This window comes from Mycobacterium sp. shizuoka-1, from assembly GCF_002723835.1.
Lineage (GTDB): Bacteria > Actinomycetota > Actinomycetes > Mycobacteriales > Mycobacteriaceae > Mycobacterium.
In genome coordinates this window covers 168126-192307 of sequence record NZ_BEWG01000104.1, presented here as the reverse complement: position 1 = coordinate 192307, position 24182 = coordinate 168126, and the positions used below count along the sequence as shown (strand labels likewise).

Here is a 24182-nt window from a genome sequence, read left to right as displayed (position 1 = left end):
CCGAGCTTAGGACTCGCTCTCAGCGGCGGCCAGTCACGGACCCAGCAGCAGGTCGGCGTCGAAACAGCTGTGATCGCCGGTGTGGCAGGCCCCACCGACCTGGTCGACCTCCAGCAGCACCGCGTCGCCGTCACAGTCCAGCCGCACCGAATGCACGTACTGGGTGTGACCGGACGTCGCACCCTTGACCCAGTACTCGCCACGCGAGCGCGAATAGTAGGTGGCCTGGCGCGTCTGCAGCGTGCGCGCCAGCGCCTCGTCGTCCATCCAGGCAACCATCAGTACGTCGCCGGTGCCGTGCTCCTGCGCGATCGCGGCGAACAAGCCGTTGGCATCCCGCTTGAGGCGCCCGGCGATCTCCGGGTCCAGGCTCACCGGACGCCACCCCGATTCGTCCTCTTCACTTCGTTCATCGGACCGTGATCCCCTCGGCTGCCATCGCGGCCTTCACCTCACCGATCGTCAGCTCCCGAAAATGGAAGACGCTGGCCGCCAACACCGCATCGGCACCGGATTGCACGGCCGGAGCGAAATCGTCCACCGCGCCGGCACCACCGCTCGCGATCACCGGCACCGTGACCGCCTTGCGTACCGCCCGCAGCATCGTCAGATCGAAACCGGCCTTGGTGCCGTCGGCGTCCATCGAATTCAGCAGGATCTCGCCCACGCCGAGTTCGGCTCCGCGGGCTGCCCATTCGACGGCATCGATCCCGGTCCCCTGCCGCCCGCCGTGGGTGGTGACCTCCCACCCGGACGGGGTGGGAGCCGAGCCGGCCGGCACCGTGCGGGCATCCACCGACAGCACGATGCACTGCGAACCGAACTGCCGGGACAACTCGGCCAACAGCTCGGGGCGGGCGATCGCGGCGGTGTTCACCGACACCTTGTCCGCACCGGCGCGCAGCAGCATGTCGACATCGGCCACCGAGCGCACCCCACCGCCGACGGTGAGCGGGATGAAGACCTGCTCGGCGGTGCGGCGCACCACGTCGAGCATCGTCGCGCGCCCCGACGAGGACGCCGTGACGTCCAGGAAGCACAGCTCGTCGGCGCCCTCGGCGTCATAGGCGGCAGCCAGCTCGACGGGATCGCCTGCGTCGCGCAGATTTTCGAAGTTGACCCCCTTGACGACGCGACCGGCGTCGACGTCCAGACAGGGAATCACGCGTACCGCGACATCCATCACAGGTAATCCTCCGGTGGGCCGACCCTCTGCAGGATCTCCATGACATGTTCGTGCACCCCGGGAGCGGCGGCCAGCGCCGAGCGCGACTGCGGCGTCCATTCCTGCCCGGACAGGTCGGTGACCACGCCGCCCGCGGCGCGCACCAGTGCCACCCCCGCGGCGTGATCCCAGACGTGGTGGCCGAAACTGATGGCCGCTCCCATGATTCCGCCCGCGACGTAGGCGATGTCCACACCGGTGGCGCCGTGCATCCGCAACTTGCTGCAGACCCGGCTCAGGTTCTCCAGCACCGCCAGCCGATAGCGCCCCGGGAAGCGGCCGCGCCAGTCGACGTTGAAGGTACCGATGCCGACGACGCACTGCCCGATCTCGCCGTGCCCGATCGGCGGTTGCGCGACTCCGTTGAAGTACACCGGGCCGCCCACCACCGCGCTGTATCGCTGGTCGGTGAACGGCAACCAGGTCAGCCCGGCGACCGGCTCGCCGTTACGAAGCAGGCCCAGCAGGATCGCCGCCATCGGCGAACCTGCGGCGTAGTTGAACGTGCCATCGATCGGGTCGAGCACCCACACCAGCTCGGAATCGATCGCGGCTCCACCGAACTCCTCGCCGTGCACCCCGATCCCGGTCGCCGACTCCAGTGCCGCGACCACCTGGCGCTCGATCGCCAGATCCACCTCGGTGGCGAAGTCATTGCCCTTCTTCTGCACGGCCGAGGCAGCCCGATGGCCGGCGACGAAGGGGGTGGACACCTGGTCCAAGATCCTCGCCGCCTCGGCCACCAGGGCTTGCAGGTCGCCAGACTGGGCTGTCATTGGGTTACTGACTCACCGCGGCCAGCGCCTCCGGCAGGGTGAATCGTCCGGCGTAGAGCGCCTTTCCGACGATCGCGCCCTCCACACCGGACCCGGTCAGGGTCGCGATCGCCCGCAGATCGTCCAGGCTGGACACCCCGCCGGAGGCGATCACCGGCGCGTCCGTGCACTCGGCCACCCCCTCGAGCAGGTCGAGGTTGGGCCCGGTCAGCGTGCCGTCCTTGGTGACATCGGTGACGACGAACCGCGAGCAGCCCTCGCTGTCAAGACGTTCCAGCACGTGCCACAGATCGCCGCCGTCGGTCTCCCAGCCCCGGCCGCGCAGCCGGTAACCGCCCTCGGGCGAGGACGGGTCGATCAGCACGTCCAGGCCGACGGCGACCTTGTCACCGTGCTCGGCGATCGCCGCGGCACACCACAGCGGATTCTCCAGCGCCGCGGTGCCGATGTTGACCCGGGCGCAGCCGGTGGCCAGCGCCGCCTTGAGCGACTCGTCGTCGCGGATCCCGCCAGAGAGTTCGACTTTCACGTCGAGCGCGCCGACCACCTCGGCGAGCAGCTCACGGTTGGAGCCACGTCCGAACGCCGCATCGAGGTCGACCAGGTGGATCCACTCGGCGCCGTCGCGTTGCCAGGTCAGCGCGGCCTCGAGCGCCGAGCCGTACTCGGTCTCGCTGCCGGCCTTGCCCTGCACCAGACGGACCGCCTTGCCCTCGACCACGTCGACGGCAGGAAGAAGAATCAGTGGCACTTACAGCCCCTCAACCCAATTCGCGAGCAGCGCCGCACCGGCGTCGCCGCTCTTCTCCGGATGAAATTGTGTCGCCGAGAGTGGACCGTCCTCGACGGCGGCCAGGAACCGCACGTGGTGGGTGGCCCAGGTCAGCAGCGCATCGGGTGCACCCTCCCACGTCTGCGCGGCGTAGGAGTGCACGAAGTAGAACCGGGTGTCCGCGTCGAATCCCTTGAACAGCTGACTGCCCGGCGCCGGCTCGACGACATTCCAGCCCATGTGCGGGATCACCGGTGCATCGAGACGGGTGACCGACCCCGGCCACTGCCCGCACCCCTTCGATTCGACGCCGAACTCGACACCGCGGGCGAACAGGATCTGCATGCCCACACACACGCCGAGCACCGGGCGGCCCGCGGCCACCCGGTCGGCGATGATCCGCTCGCCGCCGATCCCCCGCAGCCCGGTCATGCAGGCCTCGAACGCGCCGACGCCGGGAACCACCAGGCCGTCGGCGTTCAGCGCCCGCTGCGGATCGGCGGTCACCTCGACATCGGCCCCGACCCGCTCCAACGCCCGCTGCGCCGAACGCAGGTTGCCCGAGCCGTAGTCCAGGACCACCACGGATCTAGCTGTCACAGCGAGCCTTTGGTGGACGGCACGCCCGAGACCCGGGGGTCGGGTTCGACGGCCTGACGGAGCGCACGGGCCACCGCCTTGTACTGCGCCTCGGTGATGTGATGCGGGTCGCGGCCGTAGAGGGTGCGCACATGCAGGGAGATGCGGGCGTTGAACGCCAGCGACTCGAACACGTGCCGATTGACCACCGTGTGGTACGGCACGCTGGAGCCGGCGATGGTGAAGTCCACCATGTAGTCGGGTTCGCCGGTGTGCACGAAGTACGGGCGGCCCGAGACGTCGACGGCGGCGTGCGCCAGGGTCTCGTCCATCGGGATGAAGGCGTCACCGAACCGGCGGATGCCCTTCTTGTCCCCGAGGGCCTGGCCCAGCGCGGTGCCGAGCACGATCGCGGTGTCCTCGATGGTGTGGTGGCCCTCGATGTCGACATCGCCCTGCGCCGAGATCGCCAGGTCGAAGCTGGCATGGGTGCCCAGCGAGGTGAGCATGTGGTCGAAAAACGGCACCCCGGTACGGACACTGACGTCACCGGTGCCGTCGAGATCGAGCTCGACGACGATGTCGGACTCGCGGGTCTTGCGCTCCACCTTCGCGGTGCGGCTCATTGTGCTCCTATTTTTGCGCTGGCGGCCAGGAAGGCGTCGTTCTCCTGCGCCAACCCGATGGTGGTGCGCAGGTATCCCTTGATACCGACGTCGCGGATCAGGATGCCGTCGTCGAGATAGCGCTGCCAGGCCGCCCCGGCATCGGCGAACTCACCGAACAGGACGAAATTGGCGTCACTGGGGATCACCCGGAACCCGAGTTCGGACAACGCGGAGCTGACCCGCTCCCGCTCGGCGATCAGGGTCGCGACGCTGGCCAGGGTGTCGTCGGCGTGGCGCAGCGCGGCGCGGGCGGCAGCCTGAGTGACCACCGACAGGTGGTAGGGCAACCGGACCAGCAGCACCGCGTCGACGATCGCCGGCGCGGCGACCAGATAGCCCAAACGGCCGCCGGCGAACGCGAAGGCCTTGCTCATCGTGCGGCTGACGATCAGCCGGGTCGGATACTCGTCGATCAGCGCGATCGCACTGGGCTGGCTGGAGAACTCGCCGTAGGCCTCGTCGACGATCAGGATGCCGTGCCCCATCGCATCGAGCAGCCGGCGCAGATCATCCAACGCGATGCTCTGTCCCGATGGATTGTTCGGGCTGGCGACGAACACGACGTCGGGATCACGGGCGGCGATCACGGTGGCCGCGGTGTCCGCGTCGAGGCTGAAGTCGGCCGCCCGCACCGACTCGATCCACTCGGTCTGAGTGCCGTTCGAGATGATCGGGTGCATCGAGTACGACGGCACGAAACCGATCGCGCTGCGACCCGGCCCACCGAACGCCTGCAGCAGCTGCTGCAGGATCTCGTTGGATCCGTTTGCCGCCCAGACGTTCTCGGTAGCGACCGAGACACCGGTCTGGGCCGTGAGGTAGGCAGCCAGGTCGCGGCGCAGCTCGACGGCATCCCGGTCGGGATAGCGGTGCAGATCGGCGGCGGCAGCCTGTACCGAGCGGGCCACGTCCTCGACCAGCGCCGCACTCGGCGGGTGCGGGTTCTCGTTGGTGTTCAGCCGCACCGGCACCTCGAGTTGCGGTGCACCGTAAGGAGATTTGCCGCGCAGATCGTCGCGCAACGGCAGATCCGCCAGGGTGACCCCGGCGCCCAGGATATCGCTCACCGTTCGAACCTCCGCCGGACCGCCTCGCCGTGAGCGGGCAGGTCTTCGGCCTTGGCCAGCGTGATCACATGGCCGGACACGTCTTTCAGCGCCGCCTCGGTGTAGTCGACGACGTGGATTCCGCGCAGGAAGGTCTGCACCGACAGGCCGCTGGAATGACGCGCGCAGCCTGCGGTGGGCAGCACATGGTTGGAGCCAGCGCAGTAGTCGCCGAGGCTGACCGGTGACCAGGGGCCGACGAAGATCGCCCCGGCCGCCCGGATGCGCCCGGCGACCTCGTTGGCATCGGCGGTCTGGATCTCCAGATGTTCTGCGGCATAAGCGTTGACCACCCGCACCCCGGTGTCGACATCGTCGACCAGGACGATGCCCGACTGCCGCCCGCGCAACGCCTCGGTGACCCGCTCGCGATGCTTGGTCGTGGTCAGCTGAACGGCCAGTTCGGTCTCGGTGGCCTGCGCCAGCTCCACGCTGTCGGTCACCAGCACGCTGGCCGCCATCACATCGTGCTCGGCCTGGCTGATCAGATCGGCCGCGACATGCACCGGGTCGGCGGTGTGGTCGGCGAGGATCGCGATCTCGGTAGGACCGGCCTCGGCGTCGATACCCACCTGCGAACGGCAGATCCGTTTGGCGGCGGTGACGTAGATGTTGCCCGGGCCGGTGATCATGTCGACCGGGGCCAGCTCGGCGCCGTCGGTGTCGGTGCCGCCGTAGGCGAGCAAAGCCACCGACTGCGCACCGCCGACCGCCCAGACCTCGTCGACGCCGAGCAAGGCGGCGGCCGCCAGGATGGTCGGATGCGGCAGGCCGCCAAAGGCGGCCTGCGGTGGGCTGGCGACCACCAGCGAGTCGACGCCGGCCGCCTGGGCGGGCACCACATTCATCACGACGCTCGACGGGTAGACCGCGTTGCCGCCCGGCACGTACAGGCCGACCCGCTCCACGGGCACCCAGCGTTCGGTCACCGAGGCACCGGAGTCGAACAGCGTGGTGATGTCGCTGCGCCGCTGATCGGCGTGCACCGCCCGGGTGCGATCGATCGCCACCTCCAGCGCGGCGCGGACGTCCGGATCGAGTTCGGCCAGCGCGTCGGCCAGGGCAGCGGCCGGCACCCGCACGGCGGCAGGCCGCACCCCGTCGAATTTCTCCCCGTACTCCAGCGCGGCCACCGCACCGCGGGCGGCCACGTCGTCGACGATCGGGCGGACCGTGGGCACCACGGCGTCGACGTCCACGCCGCCGCGCGGGAGCGCCGTGCGCAACTGGGCGGCGGTCAGCGTGCGGCCACGCAGGTCGATCCGGTTCATGGCGAAGCTGGTCATCGGTTCAATTGTCCCCGATCGGTGCACCCGAATAAAAATCGATTGAGCGCGGGCCGCGGCGGCCCGGATACTGCAGATATGCAATGGGAGCTCTGGCTGGCCTTCGTCGGCGCCGCGATCGCCATCAGCGTGTCGCCCGGCGCTGGTGCGATCCAGTCCATGGCGACCGGGTTGGCGTACGGTCTGCGCCGCGGATATTGGAGCATCACCGGGCTGGAGATCGGCCTGATGTTGCAGCTCGCGGCGGTGGCAGTCGGTCTGGGAGCCGCGGTTGCCCAGTCGGTGGTGGCGTTCACCGTGATCAAGTGGATCGGCGTCGTCTACCTCATCTATCTGGCCGTCCGGCAGTGGCGCAGCGCGCCGTTTGACCTCGACGAACAGGTCAGCGTGGACACCGGCGGCGGGCGGTGGTCCCTGCTGGTGCGCGGCACCCTGGTCAACGTGACCAACCCCAAGGGGCTCGTCTTCCTGCTGGCGGTGCTGCCGCAGTTCGTCGTGCCGACCGCCCCGCTGCTCCCCCAGTACCTGGCCATCGGGGCCACGATGGTCGTCGTCGACCTCGTGGTGATGGGTGCCTACACCGGGCTGGCGGCCCGGCTGCTGGGCTGGCTGCGCACCCCGCGCCAGCAGCGGGCGATGAACCGGACCTTCTCGGGTCTGTTCGCCACCGCAGCGGTGGTCCTCTCGCTGGTGCGCCGCGGTGCCGCGGCCTAATCTGGGCGCCATGGCCACCAAGGATCACCCGAACAACGCGCCCGGCGTGCCGATGAAGTTCCCGGTCTGGTTCGAGAACTTCCAGATCAAGTACTTCAACCCGGCGGTGAAGCCGCTGGCCAAGTTCATGCCGGGAATGTCGGTCATCTGCCACCGGGGCCGCACCTCGGGCAAGCAGTACGAAACCGTGGTCTCGGCCTTCCGCAAGGGTGACACCCTGGCGGTCATGCTCGGCCACGGAAAGACCAACTGGGTCAAGAACATCCTGGCCGCCGGCGAGGCCGACATTCGGCACGGTCGCCAGACCCTGCACCTGGTCAACCCGCGGGTGGTGCCGGCAGGCACTGACGATCCGTCCCTGCCGGGCGTCGCGCGCCGGGGCGTCAAGCGCGGCGTCGGCGCGTTCGTCGCCGACATCGCCTGACGCGCTACAGATCCAGGCCGACGTCGAGGACCCGCACCGAGTGGGTCAGCGCACCGACGGCCAGATAATCCACTCCGGTGCCGGCGTAGTCGGCCGCGCTGTCCAGGCTCAAGCCACCCGACGACTCCAGGAGCACGCCGGGGGCGTTGGCGTCGCGTCGCTGCACTGCGATCTGGGTCTGCCACACCGGGAAGTTGTCCAGCAGGATCAGCTGCACGTCCTCGGCGAGCACCTCGTCGAGCTGTTCGAGGGTGTCCACCTCGACCTCGCACGGCAGGTCGGGCGCGGCGGCCCGGACGGCCCGCAGCGCCGCCACCACCGAGCCGGCGGCCGCGACGTGGTTGTCCTTGATCAGCGCGGCGTCGCCCAGGCCCATTCGGTGGTTGACGCCGCCACCGAGCCGCACGGCGTACTTCTGCAGCGCGCGTAGCCCCGGCAGGGTCTTGCGGGTGTCCCGTATCCGGGCCTTGGTGCCCTCGACGGCGTCGACCCAGGCGGCGGTGGCGGTGGCGATTCCGGACAGGTGGCAGACCAGGTTGAGCAGGGTCCGTTCGGCGGTGAGCAGCCCACGGGTCGGGGCCTGCACCCGCAGCAGGGCCGCACCGGCGTCGAGGCGGGTGCCGTCGGCGACGCGGTCGACGACCTGGTAACCGTCCGCGCCGAGGACCTCGTCGAGCACCAGCAGCGCCACGTCGATGCCGGCGGCCACCCCCGGCTCGCGGGTGACCAGGCCCGCGACCGTGCGGGCGTCGGCGGGCACGGTGGCCAGCGTGGTGATGTCAGGGCCGTAGCGCAGGTCTTCCTCGAGGCCGCGCGCGATCGTGAGGTGAGCCTGTGCCAGCTCGTCGTCGGTGAGGGTCATCGCAGGCAGACCGCCGCGTGGTCGGCGTGCAGGGTGCGACTGAAGGCCTGCGCCGGATCGGTCTCCGGGTGGTCGCCGCGGTGGTGGCAACCCCGGGATTCGGTGCGGGCCAGCGCCGCGGCGGCCACCGCGCGGGCCGTCGCGGTGAGCGCGACGTCCTCGGCAGCCGCGCGGGTGGTCATCCGGGTGGGCGTGGCCGTCGCGAGCGTGTCGGCCAGCCGCTGCAGGCCTGCGGCGTCGCGGACCACCGAGGCGCCCTCGGTCATCGCGGCCTGCAGGACCCGGCGATCGAGCGCACTGTGTTGGCGCTCTTGCGCTTTCGCCATCGGGGCTGCGGCGGCACGGGCGTGCTCGGCGGCGCCGCGGCCGGCCCGGCCGCCGACGACGAGGCCCTCCAGCAGGCTGTTGGAGGCCAGCCGGTTGGCGCCGTGCATGCCGGTGCGGGCCACCTCGCCCGCGGCGAACAGCCCGGGCAGGTCGGTGCGGCCGCATACGTCGGTGGTGACGCCGCCACAGCTGTAGTGCGCGCCGGGGACGACGGGGATCGGTTGGCGGGCGGGATCGATGCCGGCGGCGCGGCAGGCCGCCGTGACCGTCGGGAAGCGCTCGGCGACGCGGTCGACCGCACGGGCATCGAGGAATACACACTCATCGCCGGTGGCGCGCAGCCGGGCCTCGATCGCCGCGGCGACCACGTCGCGCGGGGCGAGATCGCCCAACGGGTGCACCCCAACGGTCACCGAGTCGCCGCGGGCGTCGCGCAGCACGGCACCCTCGCCGCGCAACGCCTCGGTGATCAGCGGGCGACGGCCGGAACCGTTGCGCTCGAACAGCATCGTGGGGTGGAACTGCACGAATTCCAGATCGGTGACACCGACCCCGGCCCACAGCGCCAGGGCGATGCCGTCGCCGGTGGAACCGTCCGGGTTGGTGGTGGCGCGGTACAGGTGGCCCAGCCCGCCGGTGGCCAGGATGACCGACGGCGTGTGCACGATGCCGATGCCGTCGGCGTTGCGGACCAGCACCCCGGTGACCGCCGAGCCGTCGTGCAGGATCTGCAACGCCACGTGATTGCGACGGATGTCCAGGGTGGCCGCGGCGTGATCGAGGGCGCGCTGCACCTCGGCGCCGGTGGCGTCACCGCCGGCGTGGATGATGCGGCGCCGCGAATGTCCGCCTTCCCGGGTCAGTGCCCACTGCCCGGGGGCGCTCTCGTCGAACCGGGCGCCGTCGTCGACCAGATCGGCCACCGCGCGGTAGCCGTCGGCGACGATCGAGCGCACCGCGTCCGGGTCACACAGGCCGGCGCCGGCCGCGACGGTGTCCCGGACGTGGGCGTCCACCGAGTCGTCGGTGTGCGGCAACACCACTGCGATGCCGCCCTGGGCGTAGAACGTCGCGGTGTCCGGCGCCTTGCTCAACACGACCGTGCGGCTGCCGTGTCGGTGCGCGGCGAGCGCGGCGGCCAATCCGGCCACTCCGGTGCCGATCACCACGACGTCGGCACGCTGTTGCCAGTCCACGCCCGCGCTGTTGGCACCGCAGGCCGCGGCGCGGGTCATTCCCCGCCGCCGGGCTGACCGATCTCGATCATCCGCTGCACGCTGGCGCGGGCCAGTCGGGCGGTCTCGGGGTCGACGTCGACCTCGTCGGCGCCCTCGAGCAAGCAGCGCAGCAGCGCGGCGGGCGTGATCATCTTCATGTACTTGCACGAGGCGCGGTCATTGACGGCCAGGAAGTCGATACCCGGTGCGGCACGGCGCAATTGGTGCAGCATGCCAACCTCGGTGGCGACCAGCACCTGCTTGGCGCGTGAGGCCTTCGCGGCGTCCAGCATGCCGCCGGTGGACAGGATCTTGACCCGGTCCGCGGGCACGGCGCCCTCGCCGGCGAGGTACAACGCCGATGTGGCGCAACCACATTCGGGATGCACGAACAGCTCGGCGTCAGGATGACTGCGAGCCTGGTCGGCCAGCTCGTCGCCGTTGATGCCGGCGTGCACGTGGCACTCTCCGGCCCACACGTGCAGGTTGGTCCGGCCGGTCATCCGCCGCACGTGCGCCCCGAGGAACTGGTCGGGGCAGAACAGCACCTCGCGGTCGGCGGGGATGGAGGCCACCACTTCGACGGCGTTGGACGAGGTGCAGCAGATGTCGGTGAGCGCCTTCACCGCGGCGGTGGTGTTGACGTAGGACACGACGACGGCGTCCGGGTGCTCGTCTTTCCAGGCCCGCAGTTCGTCGGCGGTGATCGAGTCGGCCAGCGAGCAGCCGGCCCGCTGATCGGGGATCAGCACGGTCTTGCCGGGGCTGAGGATCTTGGCGGTCTCGGCCATGAAGTGCACGCCGCAGAACACGATGGTGCCCTCGGCGGCTTCGGCCGCGATCCGGGACAGCGCCAGCGAGTCGCCGACGTGGTCGGCCACATCCTGGATCGCCGGCAGCTGGTAGTTGTGCGCCAGGATGGTCGCATTGCGCAGGCCGGCCAGGCGGCGCACCTCGGCCGCCCATTCCGCGTCGCCGTCGACTCCGGTGTAGCCACCGGGGCCGTCGGTGATGCGGTCTCCCAGATCCAGGACGGTCATGTCCCACTCCTGTCTTGCCTTCGAGGTTTTCGACTTATAATCGAAAACATGGCTCATACTAGCACTGAACATGAAGTGCTCGCCGTCGTATTCCAGGTTGGTGACGTCAGCTCCCGGAAACCCAGCCTTAACGTGCTGTTATGGCAGCGCGCACTGGAGCCCGAACGGGGCAAGTGGTCACTGCCGGGCGGCCGGCTGCGGGCCGACGAGGACCTGACCAGTTCGGTCCGCCGCCAGCTCGCCGAGAAGGTCGACGTGCGTGAGATCGCCCACCTTGAGCAACTCGCCGTCTTCTCCGACCCGGGCCGGGTACCGGGCGTGCGCACGATCGCCTCGACCTTCCTCGGCCTGGTGCCGTCGGTTGCCACCCCAGAACTGCCACCCGACACCCGCTGGCATCCGGTCAGCGCACTACCGGAGATGGCCTTCGACCACGCCCCGATGGTGGAATACGCCAGAACCCGGCTGGTTGCCAAGTTGTCCTACACCAACATCGGATTTGCCTTGGCGCCAACCGAATTCGCGCTCTCGACGCTGCGCGACATCTACGGCGCCGCGCTGGGATACCAGGTCGACGCCACGAATCTGCAGCGGGTGCTGGCCCGCCGCGGGGTCATCACGCCGACTGGAACGACCGCCCATCCGGGCCGCACCGGGGGCCGACCGGCCGCCCTCTACCGCTTCACCGATTCGCAGATCCGGGTGACCGACGAGTTTGCCGCGTTGCGCCCGCCCGGGTGAGTCGACTGGATTCTTAGACCCTTCTTAAGGTAAGAAGGTCAGGATGTATCCGGTTGGTGCCGGGGCCCCGAGCCCCGAATGGACCGGCCGCGCCCCGCACGAGGAGCTCGAGCGCGGCGCGCATCCCCTGCTGCCGACCGAGGACCCGTTCTATCACCCGCCCCAGGGCTTCGAGCATGCCGAACCGGGCACCGTGCTGCGTTCGCGCGACGTCGAGCTGGGCTTTCTCGGGCTGATCCCGCAACGGGTGCGCGCCACCCAGCTGCTGTACCGCACCACCGACCACGACGGACTGCCCCAGGCCACCGTCACCACGGTGCTCGTCCCCACCGGCCACACCCCCGACCAGGTCCGCAACGTGGTGTCCTACCAATGCGCGATCGACGCGGTGGCCTCGCGATGCTTCCCGTCCTACGCGATGCGCCGGCGCGCCAAGGCCGTCGGATCCCTCCCCCAGCTGGAATACCTGCTGGTCGCGGCCGCGCTGGCCGAGGGCTGGGTGGTGTCGGTGCCCGACCACGAGGGTCCGCGCGGGATCTGGGGCGCCCCCTACGAACCCGGCTATGCCGTGCTCGACGGGTTGCGGGCCGCACTCGGCTTCGAGCGTTTCGGCCTCGCCGCGGACAGCCAGATCGGGCTGTGGGGCTACTCCGGTGGCGGCCTGGCAAGCGCGTGGGCGGCCGAGGTGCACGAGGACTACGCGCCCGAACTCAACATCGTCGGCGCCGTGCTCGGTTCACCGGTCGGCGATCTGGGCCACACGTTCCGCAGGCTCAACGGCTCCTATCTGGCCGCGCTGCCCGCACTGGTGGTGTCCGCGCTGGCCAAGACCTACCCCGACCTCAACCGCGTCATCGAGCAGAACGCCACCGAGGACGGCTTGGCCCTGCTGCGCCGGCTCGAGAGCATGACGACGGCCGAAGCGGTCATCCGGATGTTCCGCACCGACATGGACGACCTGGTACACCCGCCGCTGGAGGAGATCCTGGCCTCCGCCGAGGTGCAGTACGTCTTCGACAACATCAAGCTCGGCAAGGCGGTGCCCGACCTGCCGGTGCTGATCGTGCAGGCGGTGCACGACTCCGTGATCGCCGTCGACGACATCGACGATCTGGTGCACACGTACTCGGCGGGCGGGGCGCAGGTGACCTACCACCGCGACATGTTCAGTGAGCACATGCTGCTGCACCCGATGTCGGCGCCGATGACGTTGCGGTGGCTGACCGATCGCTTCAACGGCCGCCCGATCGACGAGCACATCGTGCGCACGAAGTGGCCGACGCTGCTCAATCCGATGACCTACGCCGGCATGTGGCGCCTCGGCGGAATCGTCGCCCGGGTGATGTCCGGCGGCCGGGTGCCGTTCCGGCCGCTCTAGGCCGTCGCGGCCGTCACACCGAGATCGTCACGCGGTGTGGCCACCGCCATCAGCGCGTAAGTCAGCGCGGCGACCGCGGCCGGGAACAACAACGTGGTCGCCACCTGCCAGGTGCCGTGGGCGAAGAACACCGGCGGCGCCTCGGAGTAATAGAAGACCCGGTTCTCCGGGGTCACCGGCGCCGTGTCGAACGGCACCGGACCGTAATGCCAACTCACCAGTGCCGCACCGACTCCCGCCGCCGCGGCGGTGGCGGCCACCAGACCCACCCACAGCGCGGTCGCCATCAGCGGTCCACGGCGCGACCGCCACTGCCACACCAGCACGGCCGCCACGATCGCCATCGACGTGAGCAACCCGATCAGCATCGCCGCCGCCACGAACAGGTGGTCGGACTCGCTACCGAGGTAGGTCTGTACCCGCTGGCCGGACCGGGTCAGTGCGATCACCCCGTGCGCGGGCGGCGCAATCCACGACCACAGCACGCCGACCAGCGCACCCGCCAGCGTGAGGCCGACGACCACCACGGCCGCCGGGCGTGCGCTCATCGCTGCGCCTCGAGGTCGTGGGAGTCCACCCGGCCGTGCCGCGCGCATTTGGCCCACCAGCCGTCCGGCCGCACCTGAACCACCATCCGCCGTCCGCATTCGGCGCAGTACCGCGGCGGCTCCAACCCGAGCTGGGCCGCGGTGGGCACCACACTGCCGGCCGGGCCGCCGGTGTAGACGTTGTAGACCCCGGCCCCGACCGGCGCGGGCAGCTGTTCGACCACCACGATTACAGGCTGGCGTTCAGGGCCTTGATCGGCATCTGCAGATCCTCCAGCAGCTCCAGGTCCGCCTCGGCCGGCCGACCCAGCGTGGTCAGGTAGTTGCCGACGATCACGGCGTTGATGCCACCCAGGATGCCCTGCTTGGCGCCCAGGTCGCCGAGAGTGATCTCGCGACCCCCGGCGAACCGCAGCATCGTGCGCGGCAGCGCCAGCCGGAACGCGGCGACGGCCTTGAGCGCCTCGGCGGCCGGCAGCACCTCCAGATCGCCGAACGGCGTGCCCGGCCGCGGGTTCAGGAAGTTCAGCGGCACCTCATGCGGATCGAGTTCGGCCAGGTTGGCGGCGAATTCGGCGCGCTGCTCGAGCGTCTCCCCCATGCCGAGGATGCCGCCACAGCACACCTCCATGCCGGCCTTGCGCACCATCTCCAGCGTTTCCCAACGCTCCTCCCAGGTGTGGGTGGTCACCACGTTCGGGAAGAACGACTGCGCGGTCTCGAGGTTGTGGTTGTAGCGGTGGACGCCCATCTCGGCCAGGCGGTCCACCTGGTCCTGGGTGAGCATGCCCAGCGAGCAGGCGATGTGGATCTCGACCTCGTTGCGGATGGCCTCGATACCGGCGGCCACCTGAGCCAGCAGCCGCTCGTCGGGTCCGCGCACCGCGGCCACGATGCAGAACTCGGTGGCGCCGGACTTGGCGGTCTGCTTGGCCGCCTCGACCAGACTCGGGATGTCCAGCCAGGCGCTGCGTACCGGGGAGGCGAACAGGCCCGACTGCGAGCAGAAGTGGCAATCCTCCGGGCAGCCACCGGTTTTCAGGCTGATGATGCCCTCGACCTCGACCTCGGGACCACACCAGCGCATCCGGACGTCGTGAGCGAGCGCCAGCAGCTCTTCGAGCCGCTCGTCGGGCAGCTGCAGGACTTCGAGCACCTGATCGCGGGACAACCCCTCGCCGCGCTCGAGCACCTGCTCACGCGCCAGTGCCAACACATCCACCGCTGCCTGCGTCACCTGGTTCGTCCTCCTGCGTTCGCCAACTTGAACAGTGTTCAGGCTAGGCTACCGGGGTGCAGCTCCACAAACGGGACGTGGTCGCCAAGGCGGCCGCAATCCTGGACGACCACGGGATCGCCGATCTGACCATGCGCCGGCTGGCCCGCGAGCTCGCCGTCACACCCGGCGCGCTGTACTGGCACTTCGCCAGCAAGCAGGAGCTACTCGGCGCGGTCACCGACCAGATCCTGGCCTCGGTCGGCGACCTGTCCGCCCCGTGGCGGGTGCGCACGGCCACGATCTGCGGACGGCTTCGCGACGCTCTGCTGTCGCACACCGACGGTGCGGAACTGGCGTCGGCCAGTTTCGCCGCCGGTCAGTCCGAGGCGATGGCCCGGATCCTGGACTGGTTGACCGATGCCGCCGCCACCGCGGGGGTCGGCGGCGAACACGCCGCGATCGCGGCGCGCACCGTCCTCTATTACGTGCTGGGCTTCACCGCCGACGAGCAATCCCGGATGCAGTGGGACGCGGCCGGCGCCGAACTGCCCGACGCGCAGTCGGCGCTCGGCGCCGATCCCAGCCGCCGGTTCGACTTCGGGGTCCAGCTGCTGCTGGACGGGATCGCCGCGCAGCAGGCCGCGCCGGTGTGATCACCGTCGAGCAGGTGCGGCCGATCGCGCTGGCGTTGCCGCGGGCTTACGAGACGGTCGTGCGTGACCGCATCACGTTTCGCGCCGGCCGGCTGGTGTTTTTGGCGTTCTCCCGCGACGAGACGGTGATGGGGGTCGGGTTTCCCAAGGAGGAGCGCGACGCGATGGTGGCCGCCGAGCCCGAGAAATTCGCGCTGCCGCGCACATCCGACCTGCGCTACAACTGGATTCATGTCCGCCTGGACGCCGTCGATCTCGACGAAGTCCGCGAATTGGTGATCGACGGCTGGAAGATGTGTGTGCCGAAAAGCGTTGCGGCGCAGATTAACTGATTCGGTACTCGCGCTTGGCGTCACCGTCCCAGCGGCGCAGCCCGACGATGCTCGCCCCGATGTCGGCGGCAAGCCCGTGCACCGATCCGACCGCATCGCCCACCTGGGTCTCGGTGAACCGGCGGCCGAGCGTGACGTGCGGCGTCCAGTGACCGGGCCGGCTGTGCGGGAACAGCCCTGAGACGAACGGTCCGCAGGTCTCGTAAACCCGGCGGTGCAGGGCCAACAGTGCGTCCGACGGGACCACCAGCCTGGCCATTATGAGCCGGGTGCCGCCGAACAGCAGCGGCGCCCCCAGCGTGGCAGGCAGCGGGAAGAGCCCGGCCAACTCCGCGAGGCCGGCGTCCACCTCCTCGGCGATCCGCTCGGCGGCGATCAGTGTGACGTGCGGACGGTTGGTCGCCGAGGCGACGTTCTGTTGGCTCGGCAGACCGGCCTCGGCCAGCGCCTGCCAGAGCTCGCGGACGGCAGTGTCGGCGCGTTCGTCGAGCAGCAACTCGATCGAGTGCGCCATGCTCAGACCAGTCCAGCGACCCAGTCCGGGTCGAACGCGCGAGCACTCAACAAGGCGAAGTCCTTCGGCGACACCGCGGCCACCCCGGTGGGCAGCGCCGCGCGGACCGGGGCCAGCCTGGCCAGCGCGTCGCGGTTGGACTTCTCCGCCGCGCCGGGCTGCGCCGGCCACGACCCGATGACCAGGCCGGCACACGAAAGCCCCTTGGCGGCAAGGCCTTCCAGGGTCAGCGCGGTGTGGTTGAGAGTCCCCAGACCGGGCTCGACGACGACCAGCACGGGCGCGGACAGCTCCACCGCCAGATCGCGCAGCGTCGCTCCCCCGGCGGCCAGTTCCACCAACAGCCCGCCCGCCCCTTCGACCAGGGTGAGCCGGCCGGGCCGGTCCACCGCGCGGATGGCGCTCAGCAGCTCGTCGGCGGTGGGCAGCGGCAGCCCGGCCTGCTCGGCGGCGGCCACCGGCGCCAGCGGCTCGGGGTAGCGGGCCACTCCGACCAGTTCGGTGACCCCCGAGAGCCGGCCGACCTCGGCGAGATCGTCGTCGCCGCCCGCGGTGCCGGTCTGTACCGGTTTGCAGACCGCGACATCACGCTCGGCGACCCTGGCGTGGCAGGCCAGCGCCGCGGTCGCGACGGTCTTTCCGACACCGGTTCCGGTTCCGGTGATGACCAGGACGCTCATCGCCGCGCACCCAGGACCGTGGTCAGCACGCCTCGGGCGGTGTCCATCTCGTCGTCGGTCAGCGACGCCCGCGCGGTCAGCCGCAGCCGGGAAGTGCCCGCGGGCACGGTCGGGGGCCGGAAACAACCCACCCGCACACCGGCGTCCAGGCAGGCGGCCGCGGCGGCCACCGCGATCTCGGGATCGCCGAGGATGACCGACACCACCGCCGATTCCGGCTGTTCGGGAACGTCGCAGATCGCGGCGAGCTGGCGGGCCCGCTCGATGACGGCGCCCGCGCGGCCCGGCTCGGCCGCCAGCACCCGCAGCGCGGCCAGGGCGGCACCGACCGGCGCAGGCGCCAGGCCGGTGTCGAAGATCATCGTGCGGGCGGCGTCGATCAGGTGGTCGCGCACGGCGGCCGGGCCGAGCACCGCACCACCCTGGCTGCCCAGCGACTTGGACATCGTGGTCGTCATGATCACGTCCGGGGCGCCGGCCAGGCCGGCCTCGTGGATCAGGCCACGGCCACCGACGCCGCGCACCCCGAGCCCGTGCGCCTCGTCGACCAGCAGCAGCGCGCCGTGGCGGCGGCACACCTCGTGCAACCGGCGCAGCGGCGCCAGCGCGCCGTCGGTGCTGAACACCGACTCGGTGATCACCAGCGCGCGGTCCTCGGTGCGGTCGGCCAGCGCGGCCTCCACCGCGTCGACGTCGCAGTGCGGCGTCACCACAACGCGGGCCCGCGACAGTCGGCAGGCGTCGACCAGCGAGGCGTGCGAAAGCGCGTCGGAGACCACCAGCGAGCCAGGCCCGGACAGCGCGACCGTCGCGCCGATGTTGGCGGTGTAGCCGGAGGAGAACACCAAAGCGGCGTCGGCGCCGACGAATTCGGCCAGCGCTGTCTCGAATTCCTCGTGCAGTTCGGTGTTGCCGGTGACCAGCCGGGAGCCGGTGGAGCCCGCCCCCCAGGTGCGCAGCGCGGCCACTCCGCCGTCGATGACCGCGGGATGCTGGGACAGGCCCAGGTAGTCGTTGGACGCCAGGTCGAGCTCGGTGGCCACCGCCGGGCGGGTGCGCAGCGAGCGGCGCAGACCGGCCCGCGTGCGCTGCTGCTCGACGGTGTCGAGCCAGGCCAGCGGTGAAAGACCTACCCGGGTCATGCGCTCCTCCTGGTAATTGAACACCGTTCAGGTTAGCGCGACGACGATCCCCGAGGAACGAGGGGTGGCCAGGCGCGCCATCAGCACAGCGCGACGACGATCCCCGAGGAACGAGGGGTGAGGAGTTGCGCCATCAGCACAGCGCGACGACGATCCCCGAGGAACGAGGGGTGAGGAGTCGCGCCATCAGGACAGCGCGTGGGCGACGGCGACCATCGCGGAGGTGATCTGGGCGATCTCCTCGGGCGTGCAGACGAACGGCGGCATCGCATAGATCAGGTTGCGGAACGGCCGCAGCCAGACGCCGTGGTCCAGGGCCACCGGGGTGGCCACCGCCAGGTCGACGGGCTCGTCCATCTCGATCACGCCGATCGCGCCGCACACCCGCACGTCGGCGACGCCGGGCAGCGCCAGCGCCGGCTGCAATCCGCCGGCCAGCCCGGCGCCGATCTCGGCGACCCGGCCGCGCCAGTCCTGCCCGAGCAGCAGTTCCACCGAGGCCACCGACACCGCGCAGGCCAGGGCGTTGGCCATGAAGGTCGGGCCGTGCATGAGCGCGCCGGCGTCGCTGCCGCTGATCGTGCGGGCGATCTCCAGGGTGCACAACGTCGCCGCGAGCGTCACGTAACCGCCGGTCAGCGCCTTGCCCACACACATGATGTCCGGGCTGACCCCGGCGTGGTCGGCGGCGAACAGCTCGCCGGTGCGGCCGAATCCGGTGGCGATCTCGTCGAAGATCAGCAGCACGTCGGCGCGGTCGCACATCGCCCGCAGATCGCTCAGATAGCGCGGGTCGTGGAAGCGCATACCGCCGGCGCCCTGTACCACCGGTTCGACGATCACCGCCGCCAGCTCGTCGGCATGCTCGCGCAGCTGGGCCTCGAACGCCGCCACATAGGCCGGGTCGTAGTGGGTGGGCACAGGCGGCGCGAAGACCTGAGGGAACAGCACGTCGGTCCACAGCGAGTGCATGCCGCCGTCGGGATCGCACACGCTCATCGGGGTGAAGGTGTCGCCGTGATATCCGCCACGCCAGGTCATCAGCCGCCGCTTCCCGAACCGGCCGGTGCTGCGCCAGTACTGCAGCGCCATCTTCGCCGCGACCTCGACGGCCACCGAACCCGAATCCGAGAAGAACACGGTGTCCAGCCCCTGCGGGGTGATGTCGACCAGCAGCTGCGCCAGCCGGGCGGCCGGTTCATGGGTCAGCCCGCCGAACATGACGTGGTTGAGCACCGACAGCTGCCGGTTGATCGCCGCGTCGAGCACCGGGTGTCCGTGCCCGTGCACGGCCGTCCACCAGGACGCCATCGCGTCCAGGGCGCGGACCTGCACGCCGTCCCGGACCAGGGTCAGCCACGCGCCGTCGGCGCCGACCGCGACGACCGGGGGCAGCGCCTCGGCGCCGATGGTGCTGTACGGATGCCAGATGTGCGCGGCGTCGATCGCGCTGATCTGGTCGGGGGTCAACGCCGACACGCTGTGTGAGCCTAGTCTGCGTCGGTACGCGCGCCGGCAGGCATTTGCTCCACACCGACACCTGGTCCGACGCGCGGTTCGCTGGAGATGAGAGACATACCCGGGTTGGGTAGATTGAGCCTCGATCATGTTGACCCTCACCCCGACCCCGGCGCCGGCAGCGACGGACGCGGGTCCCTCCCAGCGCGCGGCGACGGAGTCGCGGAAATCGGCGGCGTATCGCCACGACCTGGACGGTCTGCGTGGTGTCGCGATCGCACTGGTGGCGGTGTTCCACGTGTGGTTCGGCCGGGTCTCGGGTGGCGTCGACGTCTTTCTGGTGCTGTCCGGATTCTTCTTCGGCGGGTCACTGTTGCGGACCGCGCTGAATCCGGCTGCGCCGCTGTCACCCTGGCCAGAGATCACCCGACTGATCCGACGACTGCTGCCTGCCCTCGTCGTGGTGCTTGCCGCCGGCGCTGTACTGACTGTCGTGGTGCAGCCGCAGACCCGCTGGGAGACGTTTGCTGACCAGAGCCTGGCCAGCCTGGGTTACTTCCAGAACTGGGAATTGTCGGCCACCGCCTCGGATTACCTCCGCGCCGGTGAGGCCGTCAGTCCGCTGCAACACATCTGGTCGATGTCCGTTCAGGGCCAGTTTTACCTGGCGTTCCTCATCCTTATCTTCGGGTTTGCCTCGCTGTTCCGGCGGCGGCTGGGCAAGCGGCTGCGTGTGACAATTGTGACTTTGCTGGTCGCGCTCACGATCGCGTCCTTCAGCTTTGCCGCCGCGCTGCACGTGTCCGATCAGACCGCCGCCTACTACAACAGCTTCGCGCGCGCCTGGGAGTTGCTGCTCGGCACCCTGGTGGGCGCGGTGGTGCCCTACGTCCGGTGGCCGATGTGGCTGCGCACGGTCGCCGCCGCGGCCGGGCTGGCGGCGATCCTCACGTGCGGGGCGTTCATCGACGGGGTGCACGAGTTCCCCGGCCCGTGGGCGCTGGTCCCGGTCGGCGCGACCGTGCTGATGATCCTCGCGGCGGCCAACCGCCAGGGGTCGGCGGCCACCCGCGACCGGCTGCCGCTGCCCAACCGGCTGCTGTCGGCCGCGCCGCTGGTGACCCTCGGCGCGATGGCCTACTCGCTGTACCTGTGGCACTGGCCGCTGCTGATCTTCTGGCTGGCCTACACCGACGGAAGCCGGGCCGGCTTCGTCGACGGAGCCGTGATCCTGGCCATCTCGGGTGTGCTGGCGTACGCGACGATGCGGTTCGTCGAAGAGCCGCTGCGCGCCCGGGGCCGGCTGGCCCCGGCGGCGGTGCCCCAGGCAGCCGCCATCCCGTGGCGCATCCGGCTACGCCGGCCGACGATCCTGCTGGGCACCACCGTCGGGCTGCTCGGTGTGGCGCTGACCGCCACCTCGTTCACCTGGCGCGAGCACGTCACCGTGCAGCGAGCCAACGGCAAGGAACTGATGACGCTGTCGACCAGCGGCTATCCGGGGGCACGGGCGCTGACCGAACACGCCCGGGTGCCCAAGCTGCCGATGCGCCCCACCGTGCTGGAGGCCCAGAACGACCTGCCCGAGTCCACCAACGACGGCTGTATCAGCGACTTCGACAACGCCGGGGTGATCAACTGCACCTATGGCGACCTGTCGGCGACCAGGACGATCGCGCTGGCCGGCGGATCGCACGCCGAGCACTGGATCACCGCGCTCGACGCGCTGGGCAAGATGCACCACTTCAAGATCGTCACCTACCTGAAGATGGGTTGCCCGCTGACCACCGAAGAAAAGCCGCTGGTGATGGGCGACAACCGCCCCTATCCCAACTGTCATCTGTGGAACCAGCGGGTGATGGCCAAACTGATCAGCGACCACCCGGATTTCGTGTTCACCACCTCCACCCGGCCGTGGAACATCAAGCCCGGCGACGTGATGCCGGCCACCTACATCGGGATCTGGCAGACGTTGTCGGACAACAAGATTCCGGTCCTGGCGATGCGTGACACGCCCTGGCTGGTCCGCAACGGCGCCCCGTTCTTCCCGGCCGACTGCCTGGCCAAGGGCGGCGATGCGGTGTCCTGCGGAATCAAGCGCTCCGAGGTGCTTTCCGACCGCAACCAGACCCTGGATTTCCTTGGCCAGTTCCCGCTGATGCGGGTCCTCGACATGAGCGACGCGGTGTGCCGCGCCGACGTGTGCCGTGCGGTCGAGGGAAATGTGCTGGTTTACCACGATTCTCATCACATTTCGGCCACCTACATGCGCACGTTGATCCCGGAGCTGGGCAGGCAGATGGGCGCGGCCACCGCGTGGTGGTGACATCCTGCGCATCCTGCGCGCCACGTCGATAAGGTCGAGGGATGTCGTCGAGCGAACCCGCGCTGACCACGGTGTGGCCCGGTACCGCCTACCCGCTGGGCGCCACCTATGACGGCGCGGGCACCAATTTCTCGGTGTTCTCCGAAGTCGCCGACCGTGTCGAGTTGTGCCTGATCGCCAAGGACGGCACCGAGACCAGGATCGAACTCGACGAGGTCGACGGCTTCGTCTGGCACGCCTACCTGCCGACCGTCACACCCGGACAGCGGTACGGCTTCCGGGTGCACGGCCCGTGGGACCCGGCGGCCGGGCACCGCTGCGACCCCAGCAAGCTGCTGCTCGACCCGTACGGCAAGTCGTTCCACGGCGACTTCCAGTTCGGCCAGGCGCTGTACTCCTATGACCTCGGCGCCGACGACCTGGCCTCCGGCGGCACCCCGCCGATGATCGACTCGCTCGGGCACACCATGACCAGCGTGGTGATCAACCCGTTCTTCCACTGGGGCTCCGACCACGCTCCCCGGACGCCCTACCACGAGACGATCATCTACGAGGCACATGTCAAGGGCATGACCCAGAACCATCCGGGCATCCCCGAAGAACTGCGCGGCACCTACGCCGGACTGGGCCACCCGGCGGTGATCGACCACCTCAAGGCCCTCAACGTCACCGCGATCGAACTGATGCCGGTGCACCAGTTCATGCACGACCACCGGCTGCTCGATCTCGGGCTGCGAAACTACTGGGGCTACAACACTTTCGGCTTCCTGGCCCCGCACTACCAGTACGCGGCCACCCAGCATGCCGGTGGCGCGGTGGCCGAATTCAAGACCATGGTGCGCTCGTTCCACGAGGCCGGCATCGAGGTGATCCTCGACGTGGTCTACAACCACACCGCCGAAGGCAACCACCTCGGGCCCACGATCAACTTCCGCGGCATCGACAACGCCGCCTACTACCGGCTGCTCGACGACGACAAGCGCCTCTACAAGGATTTCACCGGCACCGGCAACAGCCTCAACGCCCGCCACCCGCACACGTTGCAGTTGATCATGGATTCGCTGCGCTACTGGGTGCTGGAGATGCACGTCGACGGCTTCCGGTTCGACCTGGCCTCCACCCTGGCCCGGGAGTTCTACGACGTCGACCGATTGAGCGCGTTCTTCGACCTGGTCCAGCAGGATCCGGTGATCAGCCAGGTGAAGCTGATCGCCGAGCCGTGGGACGTCGGCGAGGGCGGCTATCAGGTGGGCAACTTCCCCGGGCTGTGGACCGAGTGGAACGGGAAGTACCGCGACACCGTGCGCGACTACTGGCGCGGCGAGCCCGCCACGCTGGGCGAGTTCGCGTCCCGGCTGACCGGCTCCTCGGATCTGTACGAGGCCACCGGCCGCCGGCCGAGTGCCAGCATCAATTTCGTCACCTGCCACGACGGTTTCACCCTGGCCGACCTGGTGTCCTACAACGAGAAACACAACGAGGCCAACGGCGAGGACAACCGCGACGGCGAGAGCCACAACCGGTCGTGGAACTGCGGCGTCGAGGGCCCGACCGATGACCCGGAGATCCTGGCGCTGCGTCATCAGCAGATGCGCAACATCCTGGCCACCCTGATGCTGTCCCAGGGCACCCCGATGATCGCCCACGGCGACGAGATCGGCCGCACCCAGCAGGGCAACAACAACGTCTACTGCCAGGACTCGCCGCTGTCGTGGATGGACTGGGATCTGCGCGAGACCAACGCCGATCTGCTCGAGTTCACCAAGAAGGTGACCGCACTTCGCAAGGCGCACCCCGTCTTTCGGCGGCGGCGGTTCTTCGACGGGGAACCGATCCGCACCGGCGACCAGGTGCGCGACATCGCCTGGCTGACCCCCGCAGGCCAGGAGATGACCCACGACGGCTGGGGTTCGGGCTTCAAGTTCGTCGGGGTGTTCCTCAACGGTGAGGCCATCCCCGAGCCCAACCTCCGGGGCGAACGCGTGGTCGACGACTCGTTCCTGTTGTGCTTCAACGCCCACAGCAAGCCGGTGGACTTCGTCACACCCGACGGCGAGTACGCCGAACAGTGGACCGCTGTGCTGGACACCTCCGAGGCCACCGGCAGCTCCGACGTGGTGGTGAAGGCGGGCGAGAAAATCACCGTGCCGTCTCGATCGGTTCTGGTGCTTCAAAAGACCGGCTAGCGGGAACAG

Annotated in this window: 26 protein-coding genes; 8 read left to right on the top strand and 18 right to left on the bottom strand. The window is 69.8% G+C overall.

Annotated elements, in window-relative coordinates:
- Positions 1 to 33: 33 nt before the first annotated feature.
- Genes hisI through hisD form a run of 8 tightly spaced genes read right to left on the bottom strand, consistent with a single transcriptional unit; the run spans position 34 to position 6412 of the window.
- Positions 34 to 375, bottom strand: coding sequence for a phosphoribosyl-AMP cyclohydrolase (gene hisI, locus MSZK_RS26420; protein WP_099251488.1), 342 nt, complete (start codon positions 373 to 375; stop codon positions 34 to 36).
- A gap of 34 nt (positions 376 to 409) precedes the next feature.
- Complete coding sequence (hisF, locus tag MSZK_RS26415) at positions 410 to 1183, bottom strand: imidazole glycerol phosphate synthase subunit HisF (RefSeq protein WP_099251487.1); 774 nt, start codon at positions 1181 to 1183, stop codon at positions 410 to 412.
- Positions 1183 to 2001, bottom strand: a complete 819-nt coding sequence (locus MSZK_RS26410; RefSeq protein WP_099251486.1) for an inositol monophosphatase family protein — start codon at positions 1999 to 2001, stop codon at positions 1183 to 1185. The genes hisF and MSZK_RS26410 overlap by 1 nt, the downstream gene beginning before the upstream one ends.
- Before the next feature lie 4 nt (positions 2002 to 2005).
- Positions 2006 to 2752 carry a bifunctional 1-(5-phosphoribosyl)-5-((5-phosphoribosylamino)methylideneamino)imidazole-4-carboxamide isomerase/phosphoribosylanthranilate isomerase PriA gene (gene priA / locus MSZK_RS26405; RefSeq protein WP_099251485.1) on the bottom strand — a complete coding sequence of 249 codons (747 nt, stop codon included), beginning with the start codon at positions 2750 to 2752 and terminating at the stop codon, positions 2006 to 2008.
- Positions 2753 to 3373, bottom strand: coding sequence for an imidazole glycerol phosphate synthase subunit HisH (gene hisH, locus MSZK_RS26400; RefSeq protein WP_099251484.1), 621 nt, complete (start codon positions 3371 to 3373; stop codon positions 2753 to 2755). It abuts the gene before it with no gap.
- Positions 3370 to 3978, bottom strand: coding sequence for an imidazoleglycerol-phosphate dehydratase HisB (gene hisB, locus MSZK_RS26395; protein WP_099251483.1), 609 nt, complete (start codon positions 3976 to 3978; stop codon positions 3370 to 3372). Before hisB ends, hisH begins: the two co-directional genes overlap by 4 nt.
- Positions 3975 to 5078 (bottom strand): histidinol-phosphate transaminase, encoded by a 1104-nt coding sequence (locus MSZK_RS26390; protein WP_233211525.1) that lies wholly within the window; start codon positions 5076 to 5078, stop codon positions 3975 to 3977. Before MSZK_RS26390 ends, hisB begins: the two co-directional genes overlap by 4 nt.
- A gap of 5 nt (positions 5079 to 5083) precedes the next feature.
- Positions 5084 to 6412, bottom strand: coding sequence for a histidinol dehydrogenase (hisD, locus tag MSZK_RS26385; protein WP_099251482.1), 1329 nt, complete (start codon positions 6410 to 6412; stop codon positions 5084 to 5086).
- Positions 6413 to 6490: 78 nt separating this feature from the next.
- On the opposite strand from hisD, the gene MSZK_RS26380 reads away from it, so the two are divergent.
- Together MSZK_RS26380 and MSZK_RS26375 are read left to right on the top strand one after the other, a co-directional pair.
- On the top strand, positions 6491 to 7126 hold the full coding sequence (locus MSZK_RS26380; RefSeq protein WP_099251481.1) for a LysE family transporter: 636 nt from the start codon (positions 6491 to 6493) through the stop codon (positions 7124 to 7126).
- A 10-nt stretch (positions 7127 to 7136) separates the two neighbouring features.
- Positions 7137 to 7550 carry a nitroreductase family deazaflavin-dependent oxidoreductase gene (locus MSZK_RS26375; protein ID WP_099251480.1) on the top strand — a complete coding sequence of 138 codons (414 nt, stop codon included), beginning with the start codon at positions 7137 to 7139 and terminating at the stop codon, positions 7548 to 7550.
- A gap of 4 nt (positions 7551 to 7554) precedes the next feature.
- Here the strand turns inward: MSZK_RS26375 and nadC are convergent, their stop codons facing one another.
- Genes nadC through nadA form a run of 3 tightly spaced genes read right to left on the bottom strand, consistent with a single transcriptional unit; the run spans position 7555 to position 10996 of the window.
- A complete protein-coding gene (gene nadC / locus MSZK_RS26370) occupies positions 7555 to 8412 on the bottom strand; it encodes a carboxylating nicotinate-nucleotide diphosphorylase (RefSeq protein WP_099251479.1) in 858 nt (285 codons plus the stop codon).
- Complete coding sequence (locus MSZK_RS26365; protein ID WP_099251478.1) at positions 8409 to 9974, bottom strand: L-aspartate oxidase; 1566 nt, start codon at positions 9972 to 9974, stop codon at positions 8409 to 8411. Before MSZK_RS26365 ends, nadC begins: the two co-directional genes overlap by 4 nt.
- Positions 9971 to 10996, bottom strand: a complete 1026-nt coding sequence (gene nadA / locus MSZK_RS26360) for a quinolinate synthase NadA (protein WP_099251477.1) — start codon at positions 10994 to 10996, stop codon at positions 9971 to 9973. The genes MSZK_RS26365 and nadA overlap by 4 nt, the downstream gene beginning before the upstream one ends.
- A 48-nt stretch (positions 10997 to 11044) precedes the next feature.
- Between nadA and MSZK_RS26355 the strand changes: the two genes are divergently transcribed.
- Complete coding sequence (locus tag MSZK_RS26355; protein ID WP_099251476.1) at positions 11045 to 11737, top strand: NUDIX domain-containing protein; 693 nt, start codon at positions 11045 to 11047, stop codon at positions 11735 to 11737.
- Between the two features lie 43 nt (positions 11738 to 11780).
- Complete coding sequence (locus MSZK_RS26350; protein WP_099251475.1) at positions 11781 to 13115, top strand: lipase family protein; 1335 nt, start codon at positions 11781 to 11783, stop codon at positions 13113 to 13115.
- Here MSZK_RS26350 and MSZK_RS26345 read toward each other — a convergent pair.
- The 3 genes from MSZK_RS26345 to bioB are packed head-to-tail and all read right to left on the bottom strand — an operon-like array spanning position 13112 to position 14900.
- Positions 13112 to 13663 (bottom strand): DUF2567 domain-containing protein, encoded by a 552-nt coding sequence (locus MSZK_RS26345; RefSeq protein WP_099251474.1) that lies wholly within the window; start codon positions 13661 to 13663, stop codon positions 13112 to 13114. The genes MSZK_RS26350 and MSZK_RS26345 overlap by 4 nt on opposite strands.
- Positions 13660 to 13887, bottom strand: a complete 228-nt coding sequence (locus MSZK_RS26340; protein WP_199203504.1) for a hypothetical protein — start codon at positions 13885 to 13887, stop codon at positions 13660 to 13662. Before MSZK_RS26340 ends, MSZK_RS26345 begins: the two co-directional genes overlap by 4 nt.
- Positions 13888 to 13892: 5 nt before the next feature.
- Entirely contained in the window at positions 13893 to 14900 is a 1008-nt protein-coding gene (bioB, locus tag MSZK_RS26335; protein ID WP_099251472.1) for a biotin synthase BioB, read from the bottom strand.
- Positions 14901 to 14956: 56 nt separating this feature from the next.
- Here bioB and MSZK_RS26330 point away from each other — a divergent pair, with 56 nt between their 5' ends.
- Positions 14957 to 15535, top strand: coding sequence for a TetR/AcrR family transcriptional regulator (locus MSZK_RS26330; protein WP_099251471.1), 579 nt, complete (start codon positions 14957 to 14959; stop codon positions 15533 to 15535).
- Positions 15532 to 15867 (top strand): MmcQ/YjbR family DNA-binding protein, encoded by a 336-nt coding sequence (locus MSZK_RS26325; RefSeq protein ID WP_099251470.1) that lies wholly within the window; start codon positions 15532 to 15534, stop codon positions 15865 to 15867. Before MSZK_RS26330 ends, MSZK_RS26325 begins: the two co-directional genes overlap by 4 nt.
- On the opposite strand, the gene MSZK_RS26320 is transcribed toward MSZK_RS26325, so the two are convergent.
- The 4 genes from MSZK_RS26320 to MSZK_RS26305 all read right to left on the bottom strand — a co-directional run bounded on the left by MSZK_RS26320 (position 15860) and on the right by MSZK_RS26305 (position 19682).
- The gene (locus MSZK_RS26320; RefSeq protein ID WP_099251469.1) at positions 15860 to 16381 is read right to left on the bottom strand and encodes a 2'-5' RNA ligase family protein; all 522 of its coding nucleotides are present in this window, start codon (positions 16379 to 16381) and stop codon (positions 15860 to 15862) included. The two genes, MSZK_RS26325 and MSZK_RS26320, sit on opposite strands and share 8 nt — an antisense overlap.
- A gap of 2 nt (positions 16382 to 16383) precedes the next feature.
- Complete coding sequence (gene bioD / locus MSZK_RS26315) at positions 16384 to 17061, bottom strand: dethiobiotin synthase (RefSeq protein ID WP_099251468.1); 678 nt, start codon at positions 17059 to 17061, stop codon at positions 16384 to 16386.
- A complete protein-coding gene (locus MSZK_RS26310) occupies positions 17058 to 18203 on the bottom strand; it encodes an 8-amino-7-oxononanoate synthase (protein ID WP_099251515.1) in 1146 nt (381 codons plus the stop codon). The genes bioD and MSZK_RS26310 overlap by 4 nt, the downstream gene beginning before the upstream one ends.
- 186 nt (positions 18204 to 18389) lie before the next feature.
- Complete coding sequence (locus MSZK_RS26305; protein ID WP_099251467.1) at positions 18390 to 19682, bottom strand: adenosylmethionine--8-amino-7-oxononanoate transaminase; 1293 nt, start codon at positions 19680 to 19682, stop codon at positions 18390 to 18392.
- Between the two features lie 127 nt (positions 19683 to 19809).
- On the opposite strand from MSZK_RS26305, the gene MSZK_RS26300 reads away from it, so the two are divergent.
- On the top strand, positions 19810 to 21987 hold the full coding sequence (locus tag MSZK_RS26300) for an acyltransferase family protein (RefSeq protein WP_199203498.1): 2178 nt from the start codon (positions 19810 to 19812) through the stop codon (positions 21985 to 21987).
- 41 nt (positions 21988 to 22028) lie between these two features.
- Complete coding sequence (gene glgX / locus MSZK_RS26295) at positions 22029 to 24173, top strand: glycogen debranching protein GlgX (protein ID WP_099251466.1); 2145 nt, start codon at positions 22029 to 22031, stop codon at positions 24171 to 24173.
- The last annotated feature ends 9 nt before the right edge of the window (positions 24174 to 24182 follow it).